A 24,839-nucleotide genomic window follows, 5' to 3' on the forward strand; every position below is an offset into this window, starting at 1 on the left:
TAATTTTTCTAATGACTTTGGGTTTTACTGTTTAAGTAGTCAGTTAAAGCAAATAAAACGCCTGACATTACAAACGTGACATGAATAGTTACTTTCCAAAGTAGCTCATCACTTGGATATGCGCCTGAGTTTATAAATACTTTTAATAACTCAACAGCAGAAATAGCGACTATCGCACTTATTAATTTCATCTTTAGACCTGAAAAACCAACCTTTCCCATCCAAGATGGTCTGTCTTCATGATTATCAATATTAAGCTTAGAAACAAAGTTCTCGTAACCGCTAAATGTAATGATCAGCAATAACCCCGCTAATAATGCCGTATCAACTAAAGTTAGAATACCGACAAGTAACTCTTGATTTGTTGCTGTAAATGTCGCAATACCCATTAAATAAAGCTGCTTAAAAAACTTTATTAACAACAGTACAACTGTAAATAGTAAACCCACAAAAAATGGGGCTAGTAGCCAACGCCCGTTAAAATAAAAGATTCTAATGTATGCTCTACTTTATTAGCTTGGCGTGGTTTTTTATTAGGGGTGTGTGATGACATTGGTTTGTCTTTTAATTAAAAAAAGCGACCTTAGCTTATAAACCACAGCAACATAATGCTGCGAAATCCTGACAAGTAAATTACTCATCCTCACGATAAAAAAATTTCGTTATCTTTTATTTCGTTTTCGTTTAAAAATCAGTATACCAACAGAGTTGTTCTGGATTGGGCACTACTGGTTTAAACCTAATCTTAAACTGGGTAAATCAGTCATCACACCATTTTTTTAGGAATAAACGAATGAAAAAAGCATTGCTAGCATTAATCGTAGCTCCACTATTTGCAGTATCTGCGACTTACGCGGTAGCAGACGATGCGCCAACAGCTTCAGCCGAAATGGTAAAAGAATACACAGAAATGTGTGTTAACTGGGCTAAAGATGATGACGTAAGCAATGAAGAGCTAAATGCCTACGTATTAAAATGCGTAAATGATGAGCTTGAATCTGAAGGCTATAAAAAAGTATCTTCTGTTAAGATTTAATCATACCAATTGCATTAAATTAGTGATCTATTTTAGCGCTAAGAAAATAGCTCAATAGCAAGTGAAATAGCATGACATATAGTTGTTTTATATGAATGTTTTTTAATGCAGTGAGTGGGTTATTTAGTGCAATATAATGACCATTTTTTTAATAAAACTGGTATCTCCAATACGCTTAGTTGAATGTACTGCTAATAAAGCCGTTGCGAAAACATTTAACTAGGCACAAAAAAACCGGAATAGACACAAGCTGTGCGTTCCGGTTTTTTTTATGGTTTTTTAAAACCTATAAAAAGTTATGAATAAGCGATAACGTGCTTATTCATCTTCTTTTTTAGCTTTAGCTTTCGCTTTAGGCTTTGCTTTAGCTGGTGCCTTTTTTGCAGCAGCTTTCTTTTTAGGTGCTGCCTTTTTCTTTGCTTCTTCTGTCCATTTACCTGCTTCATAATGAGCAGTCCACCCAGTAGCTTTACCGTCAACTTCAGTCATAACATACTGAGCTTTATTTTTACGGCTGTAGCGTACAACAGCAAGATTACCATCAGGATCTTTAGCAGGTGCATCTGCTAAGTAATAAAACTTAGGTGAGATACGGTCTCTAAAGCGTTTTAACTCTTCTACCTTAGGTGCACGTGTTTCACGAGACTTAGGAAAAGTATTTGCAGCTAAAAATATACCAGCGGCGCCATCACGTAATACGAAATACGCATCTGACTTCTCACACTCTAATTCAGTAATGTGAACAGGATCTTCTTTTGGTGGAGCAGCTTCGCCGCTTTTAAGTAGTTTACGTGTGTTTTTACACTCGTCATTATTACAGCCAAAGTACTTACCAAAACGACCCGATTTAAGTTCCATGTCAGAGCCACATTTATCACATTCGATAATTGGTCCGTCATAGCCTTTAATTTTAAAGGTACCTTCTTCAACTATATGCCCTTTACATGCTGGGTTATTACCACACACATGTAATTTACGGGTTTCGTCGATTAGGTATGAATCCATTGCAGTTTCACAAATAGGACAACGCTTCATCTGCATTAACTTTTCAGTTTCTACATCTTCTACATCAGCTGCAACTGCTTCATCACCCGACACTAAGTTCATTGTTGTAGTACAACGCTCTTTTGGCGGAAGACTGTAACCAGTACACCCTAAGAAAACACCAGTTGATGCCGTTCGTATACCCATTTTTCGGCTACACGTAGGACATTCAATATCCGTTTCAACCATCTCGTTAAGACGCATGCCACCATTCTCTGGCTCGTCTTTAGCAACAGTTAATTGCGTTGAAAAATCAGCATAAAACTTATCTAGAACTTGAGTCCATACACGCTCGCCTTCAGCGATATCATCTAAACGGCCTTCCATTTTAGCTGTAAAATCAAAGTTCATTAAATCAGTAAAATTTTCAACCAAGCGATCGGTAACTATTTCACCCATTTTTTCAGCGAAGAAACGGCGGTTTTCTACACGTACATAACCACGATCTTGAATCGTTGATATAATTGACGCATAAGTAGATGGACGACCAATACCGCGTTTTTCAAGCTCTTTTACTAAACTTGCTTCACTAAAGCGCGCTGGCGGTTTAGTAAAATGTTGCTTAGGATCAAGTTCGATTAAAGTAAGGACTTCACCTTCATTAACAGCCGGTAGTGATTGATCTTCTTCGTTTTTCTTACGTATCGCAGGTTGTACTTTTGTCCAACCATCAAAGCGGAGCACACGGCCTTTCGCTTTAAGCTGGAAGTCGTTAGCTGCAACAGTTAGTGTTGTTAAATCGTATTCAGCAGGTACCATTTGGCACGCTACAAACTGACGCCAAATTAGCTCGTACAGCTTTTTAGCATCGGCGTCTACACCTTCAACATGACCTGATAACACGGTAACGCTTGAAGGACGTATTGCCTCATGCGCTTCTTGTGCATTGCCTTTAGAGCTGTAGCTAATTGGATCTTTTGGTAAGTATTTAGCACCAAACTCGTTTGTTACATACTCACGACACATTTCAACGGCATCTTTTGAAAGATTAGTTGAATCGGTACGCATATACGTAATATAACCGCCTTCATACAAACGCTGAGCAAGCATCATGGTCTTTTTAACGCCATAACCTAAACGTGTACTTGCCGCTTGCTGCATGGTTGAAGTAATTAATGGCGCACTTGGGCGACTTTTACTTGGTTTTTCTTCAACGCTAATTACTTTGTATTCTGCATTCTCAAGGCTTTTAACCGCTGCGCTAGCCTGAGCTTCATTTACAGGCTTAAAAGGCTTTCCTGCTTGTTTGGCTACTTCTAAACGTAATTCAGACTCAGTATTTTTAACGTCAGCATGGATATCCCAAAATTCTTCAGGGATAAACGCCTTAATTTCACGCTCACGCTCTACTAATAAACGTACCGCAACAGACTGAACTCGTCCTGCAGAAAGTCCACGGGCCACTTTAGCCCACAATAAAGGTGATACCATAAAGCCAACAACACGGTCTAAAAAGCGACGTGTTTGCTGAGCATAAACCATATCAGTATTAAGCTCGCCAGGTGTTTCAAATGCTTGCTGTATTGCGTTTTTAGTAATTTCGTTAAAAACTACGCGCTTATACTTAGCAGGATCACCACCAATGATTTCTTGAAGGTGCCAAGCAATTGCTTCCCCTTCTCTATCCAAATCCGTTGCGAGATATATTTGGTCTGCATTTTCAGCCAGCTTTTGTAGCTCTTGAACAACTTTTTCTTTACCAGGCAGTATTTCGTAATGCGGATCCCAGCCTTGGTTTGGGTCTATACCCATACGCGCGACTAAGTTTGTATAATCTCGTTGCTTTTTATACGCTGCTTTCTCTTCAGGTTCCATTTTACGAACTTCTGCTGGCGTTTTAGTTGCCGGCACTTTAGCTTTGCTCGAACCTGAAGTAGGTAAATCTCGTACATGCCCAATACTGGACTTTACGATGAAGTCATTACCTAAATATTTATTAATTGTTTTAGCCTTAGCAGGAGACTCTACAATTACTAGCGATTTGCCCATAGTTGCCTATTTCTAACCAAATATTGAAAATGTGTTTTGCCGACATAAGCGGCGCGAATATTTATAGGTATATCTACAAACACTAGTTGTTACAAGCTTTTAATACAAACTTTTCAGTATTTACTGAATAAACGAACAATTTTTGTCGTTAAATTAAACAAACTAGTGTTTTTAGATTAATTGATGTGGAATATATAGAACAGAAACAAAAATGCCAACCTAAAGGTTGGCATTTTTTTAAAATATAATAATTAAAAAACCTTAACCATCATCTCTAATTGTGATCGTTGCAGGAGTTTGTACCCCTTTAGGTGTTTCAAATGTAACACTTAGCAAACCGGTATTTGCATCATTTGGATCTGTTTCACGACTAATCGTAAATTCTTCATAAAATGCAACTGTGCTATTACTTTCAAGCATAGTAAAACTATTACGACCATCATATTTACCATTTTTAGTAGATACTGATACATCTGTACCTGATGGAATTGGATTGTTATATCTATCAGAGTAATAAATGCCAAATGTTAAGCTATCTAAGCTATTTGACCCAACACTTGAGCTTATATCAATTAAGCTAACATCACAAAAATCATCAGTATCAGAAGGCTCTAACCTTAAAATCAATGTTTCAGTACTAATACCAGCATCATTCGTTGCTACGCTTCTAATATCACTACAGCTTTCTACATTTGCAGTAGAAGCATTAGGAAACTTATTAGTAAGTTCTTGTTTAGTAACTACAAAACGACTATAAACAGCACTACCTGATAGTATAATTTGAAATGAATCTCTTACATCAATTAAATCTTTTGTACACAGGCTGGCAAACGTAGCTCCCACTGGAGGATTAGTTGCCGCTTCCGTACATAATAAGCCATTGTATTTACCGTCAGCCAACGTGTGCATGCCATTTAAGTCAATATCAAAATTCTCTTCAAAATGACCGCCATTTGTATTTTCTGGACTACACGGATCTGTTGGGCTGCCCTCTTGACAGAATTCAGGCGGTTTTACTTCTGCAGTAACAGGGTTATAAGTACCTGCTAAGCCGTCGTATACACCATTTTCATTATGATCAACAAACGCTTCTGGTAAATCGTAGCCACTGTAAAACTCGTTAGTATCAAAACGTCCATTACCATTAATATCAATAAACGACTCTTGCCCTTTTGCAGTAACAAGTACCGTTACACGACCGCCTAAAGGTACGCCATTGTCGACATTATCAGCTGCGCTAAGAATACCATTAATACAAGGAGCCGCATTTCCAAAATATAAATCACAATTTTTTTCAATACCATTTCCCCATTTAGCCTCTGTAAATGGTTTTGGATTTTGGTTACGCCATTGTGCATTACAAGCACCATCAACGGTATTACATTCCAGTTGTGCATTAAATGCCGTACCATCTAAAGTACCAACCGCACCGCCTTCAGTAGTCAAGTAAACAGCTGTTCCATCGGGTACAGGGTTATTAAAGTGATCCGCTAAGTAAACTGAAATTTCGTTTGTATCACCAATGTAATCAAGTGCTTCAATATTAATCGTCTGTGCACTTGCAGTAAAACTATTACCATCTGGGAGGCCAGAGCTAATTGAAACTAAATCAGATACAGTTATAACTTGCCCATCAAGCGATACTAATGAAAGCTCACCTGCTGGGCACGACACATTATTGTTTCTAGCCGCTGCATCTTTTTGACATTCTAAGTAAACATCCTGCCAACACGTTACATCATCGTTTTGATTTTCAGGAATTTGATCATCAGGGATATAACATGCTTGTACACGCACAGCCATCGGTACAAAGCCTGCATTTATTTGTACGCGCGCTAAACCTTCAGCATCTGTAAAAACACTACCATGCGATAAACTAATTCCGCCATTAGTAGCGCTTAAACGAAAGTCCATTCTGCTACTAACTACAGATTTACCAATTTTGTCTTTTAATTTGAACGTAATTTCAGACGTTTCAGAGCGTGTTTGACCGCCAGTACCTTTAAGTGCAATTACATTTTGTGTTGCATCTATAAATTCTATAGATTCTACTTTCGCAATAGAAACTGGAATGTTAATAGATTTAATAACCGGTGTACCACCAGTTAACACTGTCGCAGTAACAGTATCATCCAGTGATGCACTACAACCATCGGTACGATAAGTTGCAGTAGCAATACCACTAATACTTTTTGCCGTTGCATCCATAATAGATAAACCAGCTTGAGTACAGTTAGAGGTAAATTCAACGTCAAATGCTGTTACAACTGGTAAAGAGTTACTATCTAGTATTTCAACAGTAATGACAGTTGTTGCACCTGCTGCTAATGGTTGGTATTCGCCAGCAATTATATTTCCATTATCATCTAGTTTATTAAACAAACCATTTTTGATTTTCACTTGTAATTCAGCAGTCGATATTTCAAACGCTTTTTGGTTAGATGTTGATTTCGATGTCGCAGTGATTTCACCGGCTCCGCTATTAGCACCGGGTTGGAGCTTAAGTATTGCGAAACCAAAGTTATCCGTTAAAGCCTTTCCGGATACAGGTAACAAACTACCAAGATCAGTTGAAATATCAGCAATCACACCAACAAATCCATCTCCTGAACTTGTGTCTGTAACTTTGACTAGAATATCAATCAGGTCATCTGAAGAAAATTGATTAACAACTTCACAGCCAAAGGCTAAATAACTTTGCTCAAGTGACGTCGTATTTCTGTTTGCGTCCCAGTTATTTTGGCAATTTTTTAATAGCTTAATATCAACATTAGCAACAGCATCATCTATCGATGCATCATCCCCACTAGAAAAAAATCCAATTGTTTTAGTAATAGTTTCGGTATCAGAAATATACGTTGCAATAAGCTCACCTGCACCTTTAAAATCTCCGCTACTCAAACTAACTACAGCTTGCCCAGATTCATTAGTGAGAGCCGTACCTAATTCTGGAGTAATTCGACCTGTGAAATTTGTTGTAAAAGTAATTAGTTGTGAAGTAAAAGGGATTCCGCCATCTAAAAGAGTAGCAGTTACAATACCTTTATTATCTTTACTAACAGGGTTAATGTCGGAAAATGTGTTTCCCGAACTATCTAAAACCATTAGTTGTAAGTTAACAGCCCCACTAACGCCAGTATCACCACCCTGCCCACCACTTGATTGAAAATCAAAGGTACTTGAGTAAGATTCGCCATCAACTGTGTAAGTAGCAGTTACTTCACCAGCACCTGCATCAGCACCTGCAGTAAGCTCAACAGTTGCAATTCCGTCGTTTTGAGTTAATGCACTTGATGGAGACAATTCACCAACTTCATCTGCAAGAGTAAAAGTAATACGCTTACCCGCAACAATTTCACCATCTTGAGTAAGAGTTGCTCGTAAATCTAAAGAAGTAGCAGCCGTAACAGAGTTAGACTCTGTTGCATCTACTTGTGAATATCCCTTCAGTGACACCGAGTATGTACTAGCCTCTGTAGTCGAATCACCATCACCAATAGAACCATCTTTTTCAAGTGACCCACCGCCACCACAAGCTGTAAGAAAAAAACTGAGCAATGAGATGCTGAGTAGTCGCATTAAAGGCATAAACCTCTCCCTAGCGTTGTTATTATAATCAAAATTAATTCCTGCTTAATATTAACCTATAACTTAGTCTAAAATCACAGTTTTTTATTACTTTTTTGAGTGAAATATTTTTAAATAAATACTAACTTTTTCTGTAGTAAATATTTCCTTGCTGGTAGTCTATGGCAAATTTATAAAATGTAGATCAGGAAATATGTCAAAAATCCGTTCAATGAGTTTAACCACTCGCATCATGATTGGTATGGCGCTTGGGGTTACAGTAGGTTTTATATTTCAGGCTATATTAGCTGGTGAAGACGATTATCTAATACCACTTGGGTTATTCTCTTTGCCAATTAAAGCCTTTTTTGTTGATGGTATTTTCCATGTTGGTGGTCAAATATTCATTGCCAGCTTGAAAATGTTAGTGGTGCCTCTTGTTTTTGTATCGCTTGTTTGTGGTACCTGTAGCTTAAGTGACCCTAAAAAATTAGGTCGCCTAGGTGGTAAATCTATTGGTTTATACTTATTAACGACGGCTATTGCTATAACAGTCGCAATTACACTTGCCTTATTATTTAGCCCAGGTGAAGGTATAAGCTTGCCATCTAATGCAACTTACGACGCGAAAGAAGCGCCTACCCTAGCGCGTGTAATTATAGATATGTTTCCTACAAACCCTTTTGAAGCGATGGCCAAAGGTAATATGCTTCAAGTTATTGTGTTTGCACTTTTATTTGGTGTAGCAATGGCATTAAGTGGTAAAGCAGGAAAGCGTGTTGCTACCGTATTTGAAGATTTAAACACTGTGATTTTAAAACTAGTTACGCTTTTAATGAATATTGCCCCTTATGGCGTGTTCTTTTTAATGGCAAAACTGTTTACAACAATTGAGCTTAACTTAATTGTGAGCTTAGCTAAGTACTTTGGCGTTGTAGTGCTTGCACTGTTATTACATGCTTTTGTAAACTACACATTGCTTTTAAAAATATTAACGGGCTTAAACCCGCTTATTTTCTTAGCAAAAATGAAGCACACATGCTTATTTGCATTTAGTACCTCGAGCTCAAGCGCAACTATGCCTATTACACTTGAAACTGCTACTAAAAAATTAGGTGCTAATAACTCGGTTGCCTCATTTACTATCCCACTGGGTGCTACCATTAACATGGATGGCACTGCCATCATGCAAGGTGTGGCTACCGTGTTCATTGCACAAGTGTTTAGTGTCGATTTGACAATATCTGATTATCTAATGGTTATATTAACAGCAACACTTGCCTCTGTAGGTACAGCAGGCGTACCTGGTGTTGGTTTAATAATGCTGGCAATGGTACTTAACCAAGTTGGCTTACCTGTAGAAGGGATTGCAATTATTATCGGTGTAGATAGATTACTTGATATGACACGTACAGCAGTTAATGTAACCGGCGATTGTATGGTTACCTGTGTTGTTGCCAAGTCTGAAGGTGAGCTAGATGAGAGCATATTTAACGATCCTAATGCAGCTAAAGACTTAGAAGATTATCATAAATCTATTGACTCATAAGCTACATTTATACAGCTATAAAAAAACCTTGATGCAATCCATCAAGGTTTTTTTTCGAGTAAAAATAATTAAACTGAATCCTGAAAAAGATTCTAATCTAAGGATTTAACGACTTAAACTTAGAAAGTAAGTTTATTCCCACTTTATTTACACCACTACTCAAGCCAAGAGCTAGCTTATCGCTCAGCCCTTTTTTAACTTTGTATTTGATCTTATAAATTTGACGCTCATGTTGCTGCTCTAGCAATGCATCATCACTCGTTTTTATTACGTCTACCAAGCCTTTATCTATCGCTTGAGTTGCAAACCAATGCTCACCTGTCGCAACTAAGTTTATATCTAAGCTTGGACGTTGAGTGCTTACAAACGTTTTAAATAAATCATGTGTTTGTTCAATTTCTTCACGAAATTTTTCACGGGCCTTATCTGTGTTTTCACCAAATAAAGTAAGTGTGCGTTTAAATTCACCTGCTGTTATTTGCTCAAATTCAACATCATTTTTCTTTAATATTTTATTAAAGTTAGGTATTTGAGCTATCACACCAATAGATCCAACTATTGCAAAAGGCGCTGCAAGTATCTCATCCGCGACACACGCCATCATGTAACCACCACTTGCTGCCACTTTATCAATTGCAACACTCAGAGGAATACCCGCACTTTTAATACGCTGTAACTGAGATGCAGCAAGTCCGTAGCCATGTACAACACCGCCACCACTTTCTAAACGAATAAGTACTTTGTCTTTACTTGGATCGGCAATAGAGATAATGGCTGTAATTTCTTCTCGCAGGCTTTCTACTTCGTGAGCGTCCATACTACCCACAAAGTCAATTACATATAAACGAGGTTTAGGCTCATCTTTATCTGCTTTTTTACTTTTTGATTTAAGCTGTTTTTGATGCGCTTTAAGCTCTTTTTTACCCAACGTATTTTGTAAAAAACTTTCTTTAAGTTCAACTAGCTGCTCTGATATATCGTCAATTTGTATTTCACCTTTTTTGGCCTTTGGCTTAACTGCAGCGCCAACTATTAGCATTAAAATAACTGCTATAGCGATAACAAAAGTGACTGTCTTAGCAAAAAACAAACCGTACTCGTATAAAAATTCCAACAGGTTTCTCCATTTATAAATTTCAGCTAATTTAGCATGCTTTAAAGCAAAAAAAAGCCACTTTTCAGTTAACACCGATCAGTTAAGGTATTTTTGATCGGTTGACCGATCTTTTGGTTGCTTCACAATACCCTTATCATCTTTTGATTATGAGGGTATTTTTATGCTTAGTCATTGGTTACTTGATACGGATATATTCGCCACTCCTGACTCTTTATCTACATTTCAGAAACATATCCCTCTTGAGTGGATTTCTAATGTGCTCGAGCAGACCGATAAAGCAAGTATTCGCAAACGTAAGTTACCTGCTGAGCTTGTCGTCTGGCTTATCATTGCAATGGGTCTTTTTCGCGACCGCTCTATTAGTGACGTTGTTGAGAAGTTAGATTTAACACTCACTGATACCCTGGGCGATACGGTTGCTCCAAGTGCTATTCCTCAAGCGAGACAGCGCCTGAGTAGCGACCCCCTCCAAGCCTTATTTCACCTATGTGCGGCCCATTGGACACAAGAAGAAGATGCTGATGATACGTGGTATGGACTCCGGTTATTTTCTGTCGATGGAACGCAATTTCGTGCACCTGATACACCTGCTCTTGCTGAGCACTTTCACTATATTAAGCACAGTAAAAACCGTCATACAGAATATCCTATTGTACGCCTATGCGCCTTAAGCTCCTTGCGTAGCCGGTTGATACACCACGTTGCCTTCGGGCCCAGTTATCAAGGTGAGGTGAACTACGCAAAGCAGTTATTTAGTCATGTAAGTGATAACAGTCTAACTATTTTTGACCGATGTTATCTCAGCGCTGAGCTACTGATTAATTGGCGTAAGCAACACCCACAGTCGCACTGGATGGTCCCGATTAAAAGCAACACGCAATACACCGTCATTGAATCTTACTCTGAGCATGACTTCAAAGTAGAAATGAGTGTATCTGCGCATGCCAGAAAACAAGACCCTTCGCTTCCTGAGTGCTGGCAGGCCAGACTGGTTCTTTATCCTGAGCCAATGGGGCCTGGAAAAATAAAAGGTCTGCTGTGCTCTTTGGATGATAAACAGGCTTTTGGTGCGCAGGCCATTCTTGATGTCTATTTCGAGCGCTGGGAAATTGAAAATAGCTATGGAGAAATAAAACACCAGATGCTTGAGGATAGTATTCTTTTGCGTAGTCAGACTGTAGATGGAGTCAATCAAGAGCTATGGGGTATATTGCTAGCCTACAATTTAATTCGAGTAGAGATAAGTCGAATAGCCAAAGAGGCTAAAGTCTCCCCGCTGAGAATTAGTTTTGTCATGGCTTTGCGGGATATACAGGATGAGATACTCTGGTGTGCCATCGCTTCGCCAGGTTCAATTCCAAAGAAATTAAGGGCAATGCGAGAACGAGTGAAACGTTATATTCTTCCAGAAAAAAGAAAACGGCCCAAAAGTAGGACCGTTCGAATTTCAAAAACTCGGTACACCATTAAGTCAAAGCATGCTTAACTGAATGGCGTTAACTTTTCAGTGGCTTTTAAAGGTTAATTATTTTACTGGTTATTAATCAGTCACAATCTCAGGATTTGACACTAATAACATCCGTCCGCGAGCAGCTAAGTAAGTTGCTACTTGTAACTGCATTTCTGCATTAGCAGCTGCACTGCCTTCAACAGTCGAAGCCTCTGCAGCATCTTGAGCTGGCGTTAAAATAGAACCATGATGGCCAGTCGTAAATTTAACTAAATAGCTCGAAGGTGTTTCACTCAATGCTTGCGAAGAGCTTACTGTTTCAAGACCCATCAAGTTAGCTAATGGAATTGTGCCAGAAATAGGATTATTAGCTGCCATTGGTGGTATCACTTGGTCAGGCTTGTTATCAACACCATCACCTACAACAACATTAGTATAAACAGGAGTACCTAATGCTTTCACAGTGGCTGCGTAGTTCGTTGGGTCGCCACTATCTAATGCTGTTTGCGCCGCAAAAGCAAACTGTGTAAATACACCTTGAATGTTAGTAAGTTTAGTCGTTTCACCCGCAGTGGTAAGTGATGCAATATATTCGCTGTAACCACACGTTAAATAAGCTTCCATATCCTCCGATGCCAATGAACCACAGTTAGAAAGCGCAGCGCCCTGTAAGTAAACGTTAAGTTCATCAGCTTCTGTTGTACCCGCTTGTGAAAGTACTGAACCTTGAATAAATGGACCAAACGCAGCAGATTCAAGTAAGAAACTTGCTATACCGCCACCACCACTTGCAAGCGCTACCGTGTTTACATTAAATAGCGGATCAAGCGTTTCTGCCATTGGCGTATTAGCTTGAGCAATAAATGCTGGAGCAACAATAGAACCTAGCGAATGCCCAATGTAGGTAACGTCTTTACTATTAATAGTTGTATCGTTGATAAAGTTTAGGCCTAAACGAAGGCCTAATAAATCAGCAGCCGATTGACGTAAGCTATCACGTGCAACAAGCAATGAACTTAAGTTCATGTAACTAAGTACAGAGCCCGTTGTTGCATTAAAGTCGTCTGTTCCATCATCATCAACATCTATTCCACGCTCACCATGTCTTGGATGGTCAATAGCAACCGTTGCAAAGCCTTGAATAGAAAGCTGCGCAGTTAAAGCAAGCATACTTTCTTTTTTTGTTGTAATGCCGTGCTGCATAATCACAACAGGCCAACCACCTTCTGGGATACTTTCAAGCTCAGGTAAACCATAAGCTGAACGATAAACATTTATATCAGCTAAAATTGGCTTTGTAATTTGTACAGGTATAGTCTCATTGCTTTGAGCTAATGGAACTGGGTTATATTTAGTTAAATGCCGAGTAATATCTATTTTTGGATAGTCATGTAGACGGGTATTTATTTGCTGACAAACGTCTTCATAAGGCCCTTCGTCAAACATAGTTGCATCAATATCTTCTTCTTTACCCTCATCTCGTAACTTTTGATCCGCGGCTAACTGATTTAATACTGCAACAGGGCTTGAACACATTGCTTTCCAGTATGTGTCATTCAAAGCGCTTATATCGGTACCTGTAGGTGTGCCTAGATACATTGGTAAAGTAATTTCACCTTTAATGTATTCAACAGCATCAAATGGTGCAAAAGTAGCTATGTCTGGAAAACCTAAAAAATCTTTAACCGTTTCTTCAGACTCTGTGATAGTTATTTTTGGTATGGTTGCAGGGTTTCTCAAACTACCAGCTAATAATTGCTTAATAGTACCAAGTACTGGCCCTGCTGATTGAATAGTCATTGCGCTAGAAAAAATAATATCGTCTTTTGAAATATCGCCTGAACTAACTACTACATTTTCGTAGCTATTTACAGCACCTTGCAAACCAAGTTGGGCTTCTGTAATTAACGGCGCTTCTTCACTCACAGAGGCATAAGTAGATGAAGGCTCAATAGAACGACCTAAAGAATCCTTAAGCGCTGTAGTTAATACATTGATGTATGAGCTACCGGCCGTAAAAGGTTTTAAAGGTATAATAGCAACGCCATCACCTGAAGCTTGAGTAACAAAGTCAACACCAAAAGTAAGCTCACCGACCAATTTACAAGCAGTACCGGCAGCTACAACTGAACATTCTGCATCAGTTAAACTTGCACCCATTACAACTTCAAAAATTCTTACTGTACCAGGGGTCCCAGCAGACGCTTCATCTAAACTCACATTTGGTGGGAATGTTAAATCGATTTTATAAGGAACCTGCGAAGACCAACCATCAAGTGCACCTAGTGCAAGTTGAGGGTTTGCATAAGCTGCGCGCGAAATAGAGACATTGTTGTCATCTAATTCACCAGGAATATTAAGTGTACCGTCTTGAGTTCCACTCATTAATAAATCATTGGGTACCGATAAGATACCTGCTGCTGGATCAAATGTAACTGTTGCTGTTGGGATAACTGGTGCTGTGTCGTTTTTGACATCTGTTAACGTTTCTCCACCGCCACAACCTGCTAAAGCAGCTGTAACTGAGAGTGAAAGTAGCATTTTTTTCATATTGTTGGCTCCGCACGTATTTTATTTTTATAGTGTGTTTAATCAGTGTATTAAGTTAAAACAATGTAATCAGGTTATTAATGAGACATTAGACCAGTTAAACTTAACGTAAAGTTTCTATTTTCGCCACCTAATTTTACAATAAATTCGATTACTTCACGTTTCGCTATGTTAAAATCAAAAAAATTATATGAATTGGTACTTTTATGCACACATATCAAGCAGCTGAAAACGCACTTAAAGATAAAGTTATTTTAATAACAGGCGCCGGTGATGGTATTGGCCGAGTTGCAGCAATTACGTATGCAAAATACGGCGCTACAGTTATCTTATTAGGAAAAACAACTAATAAACTTGAATGTGTTTACGATGAAATTGTTAATGCTGGCTACCCTAAACCTGCAATAGTCCCTATGGATTTAAAAGGCGCAACGAAGCAAAACTACCGTGACCTTGCTGCAACAATCGAATATCAGTTTGGACGCCTTGATGGGTTGCTTAATAATGCAGGTATTTTAGGGTCACTCGGTCCGCTTGAACATTTTTGCTCATCTACGTTCGAAAACATAATGAAAGTAAACGTGACTGCACAAGCAATGATCACTAAAGCACTTTTTCCTGTTCTTCGTAAGTCTGATAATGCATCGATAGTATTTACGTCATCAGGTGTGGGCCGCAAAGGTCGTGAATTTTGGGGGCCTTATGCCATCTCAAAATTTGCAGTAGAAGGTATGATGCAAACATGGGCATGCGAAGTAGGTAAAACGAATATTCGTGTAAACTGTATTAACCCAGGCGCTACTCGCACTTCAATGCGAGCTGCTGCATATCCAGGTGAAGATAGAGACGCGCTTGCTACACCAGAGGATTTAATGCCTACATATTTATATCTAATGAGTGACGATTCTAGTGAAGTGAATGGCGAATCGTTAGATGCTCAAGTAAAAAAGTAATTTAGAGTTTAAATAATTTAAACAGCACATTAAAAAAGCCGCAATTAGCGGCTTTTTTGTGTTCAATAAATAACTAATTGATTATTTACGTTTAGTCGGCTTAACACGCTGATTGTGTTTTTTAACTGCTTTACGAATTTGGTTGATTTTAGCGCGTTTATCTTTGCGTTTTTCAGGCATAACAGAAAGCTTAGTTTGTGTTTCGCGGCCTAATTTAACGGTTTTACGCAAGTAGTTTACTGTTTCTAAATCATACTCCATCCAACCACCTTGTGGCACGCGCTTATCAAGCTCTAGTTTACCGTAACGAATACGAATAAGGCGAGATACTTCCGCATCTTGAGACTGCCATAAACGACGAACTTCACGGTTACGCCCTTCATTTAACGTTACGTTAAACCAACGGTTAACACCTTCGCCACCCATAGGGGTTACAGTCGTGAATTTGGCTGGACCATCTTCAAGTTCAACACCACGTAGTAAGTTTTTAACCGTCTCGTTGGTTACTTCACCAAATACACGTGCAGAGTATTCACGCTCTACTTCATAGCTTGGGTGCATTAAACGGTTTGCCAGTTCACCATCGTTTGTAAAAAGCATTAAACCCGATGTATTAACGTCTAGTCGACCAACCGCAATCCAGCGATCGCCATCAATACGCGGAAGTCGGTCAAATACAGTACGACGCCCTTCAGGATCTTTACGTGTGCTTAACTCACCTTCTGGCTTGTTATACATAATCACACGACAGATTCGGTCTGCTTTTTCTTCGATTTTTACACTGTGTCCGTCAACACGAATCAAATCGGTTTCTTCAACACGGTCACCTAACTTTGCCACTTTACCGTTTACACTAACGCGGTTTGCGTCAATGTATTTTTCCATTTCACGGCGTGAGCCTACGCCTGCACGGGCTAAGACTTTTTGTAACTTTTCACCTTGTATAATACTCATTCGGATGGTTCTCTCACAGAAGGATCGCTCAATAACTGGTTAATTTTACTTTGCTGCTCTGTTGGCAACGCAGGTAAATTTTCAAGTCCAGTTAACGAAAAATAATCTAAAAATTGCTTAGTAGTTGCATATAAAGCCGGCTTTCCCGGAACCTCTTTATGCCCTACCACTTTAACCCACTCTCTTTCGAGTAAGGTTTTAATAATATTCGAACCCGTAGTAACACCTCTTACTTGCTCAATTTCGCCGCGTGTAATGGGCTGCCTGTATGCAATAAGTGATAATGTTTCCAGTAAAGCACGCGAGTATTTTGGTGCGCGTTCTTGCCACAAGTTATTTAACCAAGGGCTTAAACTACTGCATGCCTGAAACCGATACCCACTACCAACTTCAACTAAGCGAATACCACGAGTTTGAAAATGTTCTTGTATTGTATCTATTGCGTCATTTATTCGCGTCATAGAAATAGCTAAATCTATTAATACGATGTCTTTAAGGTGGCGTTTACTAACAGGCTTATCTGCAACAAAAATAGCTGCTTCAATGATCTCAACTAGTTGTTCATCACTAATTCGCCGACCCACCATACACACTCTTAACAAATAAAAATACACAGCCATCTATTATGACAGAACAACACCAAACTAGGAAAATATATCTATCAAATAACTAAATTTAAAACACAAAAAAGCCAGTGACTAGCACTGGCTTTAATCTTACTTACTAAAATGGTAACTATTAGTTACTTTTAAAAGCTTCTAATGCATCATCTTCAGCTACTGCGTTACCGTATTTTTTAATGTAACCCATAAACTCGCTTTTACTGATGCGCTTATCTTGGTTTTTATCCATGTAACCAAAATGATTTGAAATATCATCATCGTTACCTTCAACTACCGAGATATAGCCATTGCTGTCGTTATCTAAGCTTGAAAAACTGCTTTCAATTTTATCGAATTTAGCAATTTCAGCTTTAAATGCCGACTCACTTACTTCAGAATCAGTGGCTACTTTGCCATTATTAAGCTTCATATAAGTGTTAAATTCTTTGCGGCTAATTTCGTTATCCATATTGGTATCAATATTTGAAAAATGGCCCCAAATGCTATCGTCATCAGCTTCAACTTTTGAGATGTAGCCATCGCTATCATTATCTAAACTTGCAAAGTCACTGTCTATTCTTTCAAGACCTTGATTAGATGAACAAGCCGCTAGGCTTAATGATGCTAAAATAGTGGCTGCTAATGTTAACTTTTTCATAAGACGTATCCTTCGTAATTAATTAAATGTCACTTTAACTAATACAAATCCAATGCCAATAATAGTTAACTTATAATAATCAATAACTTAATCTCGATCGGTATATTTATTAAACAGTTTCAATAAGTTAAGCTTGCAAGCTTTGCAAACAACCTTGTAATTTTTGCAAAAAAATACCCGGTAAAAACCAGGCATTTCAAATTTACTTATATAGTTAAGCTAATAATTAGATTGCTGCGTTTTGGTAGCGTTTAACAAACTCAGTAACGTTTTGACCATTACATTTTAATGAGTTTAGGTTACCAATTTTTTGACGAACAGGTGCTAAACCTTGTTTTAAAGCCGTCATACATAATTGAGTTTCTTGTTGAGCGTCTTTTGCAAATACTTCTACTTTCTCAACTGATGCGTTGCTTAATGTCGTTTTTTTAGCAATATCACGAATATCTTCACCATTACATAAAATGCTTTTAGAAAAACGAGATAGGTAAACACCGTGTTGGGCAGCTTCTTTACGAGCAACGCTAAAGCCTTCGTTTGCACTTAGTACACATAACTTAGACTCAATTTTGTTATCTTGGCTAAAGTAAGTATTGCTTTGAGCTGACGCAGTTGCAGATGCTAGTAAAGCAGTGGCTAAAAGTAGTTGAGTTTTCATGAGAGATCCTATTTGAACGAGCTAAACAAGTGAATTTCGCGCATTATATATTCAATAAAGTTAAGTTCAATTGAATTTTTTATTTATTTAAATAATTAATATTGTATTCACAATGTTTAAACTTTACCCATCATTTGATCAACATTTGCGCAGCTATTATCTCAATTCAGTCATGTTATGTACGCGTATTTACTGATACAATTTAATCTATTAAATAGAACCAATTTTAAGGTAAATTTTATGAAAGTGATTTCTTTCAATATCAATGGTCTGCGTGCTCGTCTTCACCAATTACAAGCAATTATCGACAAACATCAACCAGACGTTATTGGCTTGCAAGAGATTAAAGTTCACGACGAAGCATTCCCATTAGAAGATGTACAAAAAATGGGATATCACGTCTACTTTCATGGTCAAAAAGCGCATTATGGCGTAGCTATGTTATGCAAAAAAGAGCCTAAATCGGTCTTAAAAGGTTTTGCCACCGATACAGATGAATCGCAAAAACGCATGATAAGCGTCACTGTTGAACAAGAAAACGGTCGCGACCTTACTGTCATGAATGGCTACTTCCCACAAGGTGATAATATTAATCACGAAACTAAATTCCCTTATAAACGTCAATTTTATAAAGATTTAATGACACACCTTGAAACCAATCACACACCCGATCAAGACGTCATCGTTATGGGTGATATCAACATATCACCTACCGATTTAGATATTGGTATTGGCGACGTAAATGCTAAACGTTGGTTAAAAACGGGTAAATGTTCTTTCCAACCGGTAGAGCGTGAGTGGCTTGCAACATTACTTAATTGGGGTTTTAAAGACACCTTTAGAGAGCAAAACCCTGAAACAGACGATCAATACTCGTGGTTTGACTATCGCTCTAAAGGGTTTGTAGATAATCGAGGACTTCGTATAGATGTAGTGCTTGCAACCAATGAGCTTGCAGCACGCTGCATAGATACAGGTATTGATTACGAACTTCGCGGTATTGAAAAACCGTCAGATCATGCCCCTATATGGTCAACATTTAAGTAATTAGTATGCTCAGCCTAACAATGCAGGGGCTACTTTGGGCTCTTGTAATTATTATTGCTCTATTGAGCTTTGATAAAAAAACATATAAAACATTGCTTAATACGCCAGTCCGTCAAACTGGCGTACTTGCGTGTGCGTTAGTGTTTGCAGTGCTTTGGCGAATAAAGGCTGGCATTTTAACTGGCCTTGATTTACACATACTCGGTGTTACGGCTGCTACATTAATTTTAGGCTGGCGATTGACTATTTTAAGTAGCCTACTTGCTACAGCCCTACTCGCTGCCTTTGGTCAAATTGAACTTGAGCTGTTACCAGTACAACTGCTTATTGGTGCGTTTATTCCTATTTTATTGAGCTATCTTGGCTTTATAATTAGTTACCAATATTTACCTCGTCATTTTTTTGTTTATATATTTGTTTGTGCGTTTATAACCGCAGGATTTATAGCCTGTATAAAAATAGGCCTAGGTGCTTTATTTTACTTAGCTATAGGGCAATACAATTGGCAAGAACTTGCAGATAACTACGTTTATTTAAGTGCCATAATTTGGTTTCCTGAAGCAATGCTCAACGGCATGGCTATAACAATTATGATCACCTATCGCCCGCATTGGGTAAAAACTTTTTACGATAAGGACTACCTAGGCTCATGAGTCTTGAATATCAATGCCCGCTGTGTAACCTAGCACTTTTGAAAACTGATTCAACACTTCGTTGTGCTAACAACCACAGCTTTGATTTTGCTAAAGAAGGCTATGTGAATTTACTGCCTGTGCAACAGAAAAATTCAAAACAACCGGGTGATTCACTTGAAATGGTACAAGCCAGACGTGCATTTTTAGAGCGTGGGTATTATCGTTTTTTACAGCAAAGCCTTAGTGATATAATCAGTAATATAAGTGCAAATACAGTAATTGACTTAGGATGCGGTGAAGGGTTTTATACCCAAGCAATAGCGAATAAAACAAATGCTGTTGTATTCGGCGTCGATATTTCAAAATCAGCGGTTAGATATGCAGCTAAGCGCTACCCTAATTGCCAATTTAGTGTGGCATCAATCAGCCAAGCGCCCTTTAAAAGCCAATTTGCTGATGTACTTGTAAGTGTATTTGCACCTTTGTTTGAGCAAGAGCTTGAACGCCTAGCAAATCAAAACGCAACATTAGTAGTTGCAAGCCCAGGACCTTGTCATTTAAAAGAGCTAAAATCGTATATATATTCAGAAGTAAACGAACATACTGAAATAGCCACTCCAAAAGGGTTTCAAAAATCAGAGCAGATCCTTTTAACAGAGCATGTAGCGCTTAGCTTTACTGATATTAAAAACTTAATAATGATGACGCCATTTGCATGGAAATTTAGACCCGAGCACTGGACAGCACTCGAAGAAAAAGGTGAACACACTGTCACCTTATCATTTTATATTACTCAGTTTACCAAAATAGATAATGATGTAACTCTCTAAAACTGCTCTTTAGTAAACGCCCTGTCCATTTTATCAAACATATCTTTAAGTAAATTGGCAAGCTCCATATAACGGGGCTTGTTTTCACTTAACTGCGTTTGATATCCATTAGCTGCCATTTTAGTGTACAGCTCGTTATACCATTTTTGCATCGCAGGCTCTAAAGGCGTTTGCGCCCGCTTACCCAACCAAAATAGGCCTTGTAATGGTAAAGATATAAAAAATAATGCACTTGCAATGGCTTGCGGTAAAAAATCAGAACCCAAGTAATTTAGCTGAAAAAACAATGTTAGCATGGCTAAGATTGGCATTACTGTAATGGCAAGCTCAGTCGCTCTAATTACTCTAAACTCTAAAAACAAAGGCGCAAGCTCTTTGCGCATTGGCCATTTTTTACCATACAAACGGCCAGTTTGTAATTGTGACATCACACTTTTTTGCATCATGACTCCTCACAGATACTGCTTTTAAATACAATGGAAAAACGAGCTATACTCAAAGTGTAACACAAAATGAAAGAGTTACACTTTCTCAGTAAAACAGCTTAAATTTACCTTTTAATGGCGAACAATCCTAACTTAAACATCTTAATTAAGGTAAAGTAATTAACATTGCGTTAACCACTTTGCAATTGAACATTCAATTGTTTTAGCTTTATTTAATACCGTAAGTGTAACGATTACGTATTAACGTTTACTTACTAAATTTGTTTATGGAAATTGAATCTATGCCAACAACCCCTCCTGAATCACAACACGTTTTAGTTTTAAATTGTGGTAGCTCTAGCTTAAAGTTTGCCATTATTGATGCGAACGATGGTCACGAAATCATTTCAGGTCTTGCTGAACGCTTAGGCGACAAATCGCCCTCTATTAAATACAAATTTAATGGTACTAAAACAGTTATCGACTTAGCGGCTAATCAAGCACATGCTGAGGCTATAAATACGCTTGTAAGCTTAATAAAAGATCACAACTTAGACGAGCAACTTATCGCAGTGGGTCATCGTGTTGTACATGGCGGCGAGCACTTTACGCAATCGGTATTGATTGACGAAAAAGTAATTGCAGGCATTACACAGTCTGCAACGCTTGCGCCGCTTCATGGGCACGCTAATTTACTAGGTATTTCATCGGCGCAGGCATCGTTTGAAGGTTTGCCACAAGTCGCGGTGTTTGATACTGCATTCCACCAAACTATGAATGAAGTTGCCTTTCTTTACGCTCTTCCATATAAGTTGTACACCGAGTTTGGTGTTAGGCGTTATGGTTTTCACGGCACAAGTCATTTTTATGTTGCAGGGCAAACAGCAAAGCTGCTAAAGCAACCTATCGAGCAAAGCAATTTTATTAGTGCCCACTTAGGTAACGGTTGTTCTGTATGCGCTATTAAAAATGGTAAGAGTGTTGATACCAGCATGGGACTAACGCCTTTAGAGGGGCTGATAATGGGCACACGTAGCGGCGATATTGACCCTGGCTTATTTAATTTTTTAACCACTCAACTTGATTACACAGCCCAGCAAATTGATAACCTACTAAATCAAAAAAGTGGCTTGTTAGGTATTAGCGAGCTTTCTAACGATTGCCGTACCATTGAAGAAGCCGCTTTGGCCGGGAATAAAAAAGCGATACTCGCAATTGAAATGTTTTGCTACCGCCTTTCAAAACAAATTGCGGCGTATATGGTGCCATTACAGCGCCTTGATGCTGTTATATTTACTGGTGGTATTGGTGAAAACTCAGATATTATTCGTGAAAAAGTAATTACACAACTTGGCTTTTTAGGCATTAATTGTAATCCGCAAGCCAACCTCAATGCGCGCTTTGGTCAAGAAGGCGTTATTAGCTGTAAAAATTCACACGTCAAAGCAGTAGTAATACCAACTAATGAAGAATGGGTTATTGCCCTTGATGCTGCAAATATTGTAAAGGAGCTTTAATATGGCACGTCGTATTATGTTAATTCCTGTTTCTACCGGTGTGGGTTTAACGTCGGTATCAGTTGGTTTAGTGCGTGCACTTGAACAAAAAACAGTTAAAGTTAACTTTTTCAAACCAATAGCTCAGCCTCGTTCTGGTGAAACAGGCCCTGAAAAATCAACGCAAATAGTTACTCAAGGCTCACCTATTAACCCACCAATGCCTTTTGCACTTGATTATGCTGAGCAAATGATTGGCGACGGTAAAGGTGATGACCTACTAGAGGAAATTGTTGAACGCTTTGAAAGTAAAATAAACGACGACGAAGTCGCTATTATTGAAGGTATGGTACCTACTCGTCGCCAACCTTATGCTGGGCGTGTAAACCGCGAAATTGCGCAAACACTCGGCGCCGAAATTGTATTTGTACTTACCCCAGGTAATTACACCATTACTCAAATAGAAGACCGCCTTGAAATTGCAGCAGGTAACTACGGTGGTATCGATCATCCTCGCGTACTGGGCTGTATTTTTAATAAAGTAAATGCGCCACTTGATGAAGAAGGTCGTGCACGCGCCGATTTAGTCGATGCCTATAAACCTGAAGAGCTTGAAAACGAGTTAAATCGTTTAGCCTCCCTGCCTATTTTTAAAAAAAATCCGTTTATGTTACTTGGTGCAATCCCGTGGGATTTTGACTTAGTAGCCCCGCGCGTAAAAGACTTAAGCGCATACTTAAAAGCCACGATTATTAACGAAGGCGACATGCTTCATCGTCGTCTGCGCCGTATTACTTTTTGTGCTCGTACGGTTTCAAATATTTTAAATTATTTTACGCCAGGCGCTTTATTAGTAACACCGGGCGATCGCTCTGACATACTTGTTGCTGCGTGCTTATCTGCTATGAACGGCACTAAACTTGGCGCTATATTACTCACCGGTGGTTTTGAGCCAGAGCCACGTATTATGGCCTTGTGTGAGCAAGCCATGCAAACCGGCTTACCAATACTCGCAACCGATGCAGACACGTGGCGTACATCATTACTACTGCATAACTTTAATATGGAAGTACCAAATGATGATGACCAACGTATTGAAAAAGTAAAAGATCACAACGCAGAGCATATCAATTCAAGCTGGCTAGATACTCTAGCTAAAAGTGTAGGTAAAACTCGTAAGTTATCACCACCCGCATTTCGTTACTTACTTACCACTAAAGCGCGTAAAGCAGGTAAAACCGTGGTTCTACCAGAAGGTAATGAACCTCGTACAATTAAAGCGGCTGCTATTTGTGGTCAACGCGGAATTGCTAAAACTATATTACTAGGCGATCGCGAAGAAATAATGCGTATTGCACAGCAGCAAGGTATTGAGCTAAACGAACATGTAAGTATTATCGAGCCAAAAAGTATCATTAATGATTATATTGCGCCTATGGTCGAAATTCGTAAAAGCAAAGGCCTAACTGCCGTAGTAGCACAAGAGCAACTACAAGATAACGTCGTACTCGGTACAATGATGCTTGAGCAAGGTAAAGTAGACGGTTTAGTATCGGGCGCGGTAAACACTACGGCAAATACAATTCGCCCACCACTGCAATTGATTAAAACAGCACCAGGGTCATCACTAGTATCATCTGTATTTTTTATGCTACTGCCTGACCAAGTGTTAGTTTACGGTGACTGTGCGATTAACCCAGACCCTAATGCTGAACAACTTGCAGACATAGCGATTCAATCTGCCGACTCTGCAGCTGCATTTGGCATAGAGCCGCGTGTTGCCATGATCAGCTACAGCACGGGCACTTCTGGTACAGGTGCCGATGTTGAAAAAGTACGTGAAGCCACAAAAATTGCAAAACAAAAACGTCCTGATCTAATTATCGACGGCCCACTACAATACGATGCAGCTATAATGGAAAACGTAGCACTTAAAAAAGCACCTAACAGCCCTGTAGCCGGTAAAGCGACCGTATTTATATTCCCAGATTTAAATACGGGTAATACCACGTATAAAGCAGTACAACGTAGTGCCGACTTGATAAGTATTGGCCCTATGCTGCAAGGTATGCGTAAACCTGTAAACGATTTAAGCCGTGGTGCATTAGTTGATGATATTGTGTATACAATCGCCTTAACTGCCATTCAGGCAGCTCAAACAGAAGCGCTAATTACTCATTAAACGTAACGTGTGCTTTTTATAGCCTAGCTATTATTTATTTAATAATTAACTAGTTAGGTTATTTATACCCTACAACCCCCATACTTATCCACAGAAA

18 protein-coding genes and 1 pseudogene are annotated in these 24,839 nt (G+C 38.8%); 9 read left to right on the forward strand and 10 right to left on the reverse strand.

Annotated elements, in window-relative coordinates:
• Window positions 1–8 precede the first annotated feature (8 nt).
• Window positions 9–553: pseudogene (locus PARC_RS09980) on the reverse strand (TIGR00645 family protein).
• 240 nt (window positions 554–793) lie between these two features.
• Here PARC_RS09980 and PARC_RS09985 point away from each other — a divergent pair.
• Window positions 794–1,036 (forward strand): hypothetical protein, encoded by a 243-nt coding sequence (locus PARC_RS09985; protein ID WP_007582596.1) that lies wholly within the window; start codon window positions 794–796, stop codon window positions 1,034–1,036.
• 318 nt (window positions 1,037–1,354) lie between these two features.
• Here PARC_RS09985 and topA read toward each other — a convergent pair whose 3' ends face one another.
• Together topA and PARC_RS09995 are read right to left on the reverse strand one after the other, a co-directional pair.
• Window positions 1,355–4,069, reverse strand: a complete 2,715-nt coding sequence (gene topA / locus PARC_RS09990) for a type I DNA topoisomerase (protein WP_010555034.1) — start codon at window positions 4,067–4,069, stop codon at window positions 1,355–1,357.
• Window positions 4,070–4,330: 261 nt separating this feature from the next.
• The gene (locus tag PARC_RS09995) at window positions 4,331–7,657 is read right to left on the reverse strand and encodes an Ig-like domain-containing protein (RefSeq protein WP_010555033.1); all 3,327 of its coding nucleotides are present in this window, start codon (window positions 7,655–7,657) and stop codon (window positions 4,331–4,333) included.
• A 193-nt stretch (window positions 7,658–7,850) separates the two neighbouring features.
• Between PARC_RS09995 and PARC_RS10000 the strand changes: the two genes are divergently transcribed.
• On the forward strand, window positions 7,851–9,185 hold the full coding sequence (locus PARC_RS10000; RefSeq protein ID WP_007582590.1) for a dicarboxylate/amino acid:cation symporter: 1,335 nt from the start codon (window positions 7,851–7,853) through the stop codon (window positions 9,183–9,185).
• A 97-nt stretch (window positions 9,186–9,282) separates the two neighbouring features.
• Here the strand turns inward: PARC_RS10000 and sohB are convergent, their stop codons facing one another.
• Complete coding sequence (gene sohB, locus PARC_RS10005) at window positions 9,283–10,299, reverse strand: protease SohB (protein WP_007582588.1); 1,017 nt, start codon at window positions 10,297–10,299, stop codon at window positions 9,283–9,285.
• A gap of 163 nt (window positions 10,300–10,462) precedes the next feature.
• On the opposite strand from sohB, the gene PARC_RS10010 reads away from it, so the two are divergent.
• On the forward strand, window positions 10,463–11,788 hold the full coding sequence (locus PARC_RS10010; protein ID WP_096058058.1) for an IS4 family transposase: 1,326 nt from the start codon (window positions 10,463–10,465) through the stop codon (window positions 11,786–11,788).
• A gap of 54 nt (window positions 11,789–11,842) precedes the next feature.
• On the opposite strand, the gene PARC_RS10015 is transcribed toward PARC_RS10010, so the two are convergent.
• Window positions 11,843–14,302, reverse strand: a complete 2,460-nt coding sequence (locus PARC_RS10015) for a VolA/Pla-1 family phospholipase (protein WP_010554251.1) — start codon at window positions 14,300–14,302, stop codon at window positions 11,843–11,845.
• 206 nt (window positions 14,303–14,508) lie between these two features.
• On the opposite strand from PARC_RS10015, the gene PARC_RS10020 reads away from it, so the two are divergent.
• The gene (locus PARC_RS10020; RefSeq protein WP_007375386.1) at window positions 14,509–15,255 is read left to right on the forward strand and encodes a YciK family oxidoreductase; all 747 of its coding nucleotides are present in this window, start codon (window positions 14,509–14,511) and stop codon (window positions 15,253–15,255) included.
• An 81-nt stretch (window positions 15,256–15,336) separates the two neighbouring features.
• On the opposite strand, the gene rluB is transcribed toward PARC_RS10020, so the two are convergent.
• The 4 genes from rluB to PARC_RS10040 form a co-directional block, all read right to left on the reverse strand.
• Window positions 15,337–16,209: a 23S rRNA pseudouridine(2605) synthase RluB gene (rluB, locus tag PARC_RS10025; protein ID WP_007582584.1), complete on the reverse strand. Its 873-nt coding sequence runs from the start codon at window positions 16,207–16,209 to the stop codon at window positions 15,337–15,339.
• Window positions 16,206–16,796, reverse strand: a complete 591-nt coding sequence (gene scpB / locus PARC_RS10030; protein ID WP_010554250.1) for an SMC-Scp complex subunit ScpB — start codon at window positions 16,794–16,796, stop codon at window positions 16,206–16,208. Before scpB ends, rluB begins: the two co-directional genes overlap by 4 nt.
• A gap of 151 nt (window positions 16,797–16,947) precedes the next feature.
• The gene (locus tag PARC_RS10035; RefSeq protein ID WP_007582579.1) at window positions 16,948–17,469 is read right to left on the reverse strand and encodes an EF-hand domain-containing protein; all 522 of its coding nucleotides are present in this window, start codon (window positions 17,467–17,469) and stop codon (window positions 16,948–16,950) included.
• Window positions 17,470–17,695: 226 nt separating this feature from the next.
• Complete coding sequence (locus tag PARC_RS10040; protein WP_007582577.1) at window positions 17,696–18,127, reverse strand: hypothetical protein; 432 nt, start codon at window positions 18,125–18,127, stop codon at window positions 17,696–17,698.
• A gap of 240 nt (window positions 18,128–18,367) precedes the next feature.
• Here PARC_RS10040 and xthA point away from each other — a divergent pair, with 240 nt between their 5' ends.
• From xthA to PARC_RS10055, 3 genes are read left to right on the forward strand one after another with little or no spacing between them, the layout of a single operon-like run.
• Window positions 18,368–19,174 (forward strand): exodeoxyribonuclease III, encoded by an 807-nt coding sequence (gene xthA, locus PARC_RS10045; RefSeq protein ID WP_010554249.1) that lies wholly within the window; start codon window positions 18,368–18,370, stop codon window positions 19,172–19,174.
• A 5-nt stretch (window positions 19,175–19,179) separates the two neighbouring features.
• Window positions 19,180–19,827 carry an energy-coupling factor ABC transporter permease gene (locus PARC_RS10050; protein ID WP_010554248.1) on the forward strand — a complete coding sequence of 216 codons (648 nt, stop codon included), beginning with the start codon at window positions 19,180–19,182 and terminating at the stop codon, window positions 19,825–19,827.
• Window positions 19,824–20,639 (forward strand): putative RNA methyltransferase, encoded by an 816-nt coding sequence (locus PARC_RS10055; protein WP_010554247.1) that lies wholly within the window; start codon window positions 19,824–19,826, stop codon window positions 20,637–20,639. Before PARC_RS10050 ends, PARC_RS10055 begins: the two co-directional genes overlap by 4 nt.
• On the opposite strand, the gene yfbV is transcribed toward PARC_RS10055, so the two are convergent.
• Window positions 20,636–21,082, reverse strand: coding sequence for a terminus macrodomain insulation protein YfbV (gene yfbV / locus PARC_RS10060; RefSeq protein WP_007582569.1), 447 nt, complete (start codon window positions 21,080–21,082; stop codon window positions 20,636–20,638). The genes PARC_RS10055 and yfbV overlap by 4 nt on opposite strands.
• 284 nt (window positions 21,083–21,366) lie before the next feature.
• Between yfbV and PARC_RS10065 the strand changes: the two genes are divergently transcribed.
• Together PARC_RS10065 and pta are read left to right on the forward strand one after the other, a co-directional pair.
• Window positions 21,367–22,581: an acetate kinase gene (locus tag PARC_RS10065; protein WP_010554246.1), complete on the forward strand. Its 1,215-nt coding sequence runs from the start codon at window positions 21,367–21,369 to the stop codon at window positions 22,579–22,581.
• 1 nt (window position 22,582) lies between these two features.
• Window positions 22,583–24,742: a phosphate acetyltransferase gene (gene pta, locus PARC_RS10070; RefSeq protein ID WP_010554245.1), complete on the forward strand. Its 2,160-nt coding sequence runs from the start codon at window positions 22,583–22,585 to the stop codon at window positions 24,740–24,742.
• Window positions 24,743–24,839: the final 97 nt, after the last annotated feature.

Origin of the sequence: Pseudoalteromonas arctica A 37-1-2, assembly GCF_000238395.3 — a bacterium.
GTDB lineage: Bacteria > Pseudomonadota > Gammaproteobacteria > Enterobacterales > Alteromonadaceae > Pseudoalteromonas > Pseudoalteromonas arctica.

Coding starts and splice junctions, on each gene's coding strand:
- pta (WP_010554245.1), top strand. CDS start 22,583: ATGGCACGTCGTATTATGTTAATTCCTGTTTCTACCGGTGTGGGTTTA.
- yfbV (WP_007582569.1), bottom strand. CDS start 21,082: ATGCAAAAAAGTGTGATGTCACAATTACAAACTGGCCGTTTGTATGGT.
- PARC_RS09985 (WP_007582596.1), top strand. CDS start 794: ATGAAAAAAGCATTGCTAGCATTAATCGTAGCTCCACTATTTGCAGTA.
- topA (WP_010555034.1), bottom strand. CDS start 4,069: ATGGGCAAATCGCTAGTAATTGTAGAGTCTCCTGCTAAGGCTAAAACA.
- PARC_RS10050 (WP_010554248.1), top strand. CDS start 19,180: ATGCTCAGCCTAACAATGCAGGGGCTACTTTGGGCTCTTGTAATTATT.
- PARC_RS10010 (WP_096058058.1), top strand. CDS start 10,463: ATGCTTAGTCATTGGTTACTTGATACGGATATATTCGCCACTCCTGAC.
- xthA (WP_010554249.1), top strand. CDS start 18,368: ATGAAAGTGATTTCTTTCAATATCAATGGTCTGCGTGCTCGTCTTCAC.
- PARC_RS10055 (WP_010554247.1), top strand. CDS start 19,824: ATGAGTCTTGAATATCAATGCCCGCTGTGTAACCTAGCACTTTTGAAA.
- PARC_RS10065 (WP_010554246.1), top strand. CDS start 21,367: ATGCCAACAACCCCTCCTGAATCACAACACGTTTTAGTTTTAAATTGT.
- PARC_RS10035 (WP_007582579.1), bottom strand. CDS start 17,469: ATGAAAAAGTTAACATTAGCAGCCACTATTTTAGCATCATTAAGCCTA.
- rluB (WP_007582584.1), bottom strand. CDS start 16,209: ATGAGTATTATACAAGGTGAAAAGTTACAAAAAGTCTTAGCCCGTGCA.
- scpB (WP_010554250.1), bottom strand. CDS start 16,796: ATGGTGGGTCGGCGAATTAGTGATGAACAACTAGTTGAGATCATTGAA.
- PARC_RS10020 (WP_007375386.1), top strand. CDS start 14,509: ATGCACACATATCAAGCAGCTGAAAACGCACTTAAAGATAAAGTTATT.
- PARC_RS10015 (WP_010554251.1), bottom strand. CDS start 14,302: ATGAAAAAAATGCTACTTTCACTCTCAGTTACAGCTGCTTTAGCAGGT.
- PARC_RS10040 (WP_007582577.1), bottom strand. CDS start 18,127: ATGAAAACTCAACTACTTTTAGCCACTGCTTTACTAGCATCTGCAACT.
- PARC_RS10000 (WP_007582590.1), top strand. CDS start 7,851: ATGTCAAAAATCCGTTCAATGAGTTTAACCACTCGCATCATGATTGGT.
- PARC_RS09995 (WP_010555033.1), bottom strand. CDS start 7,657: ATGCCTTTAATGCGACTACTCAGCATCTCATTGCTCAGTTTTTTTCTT.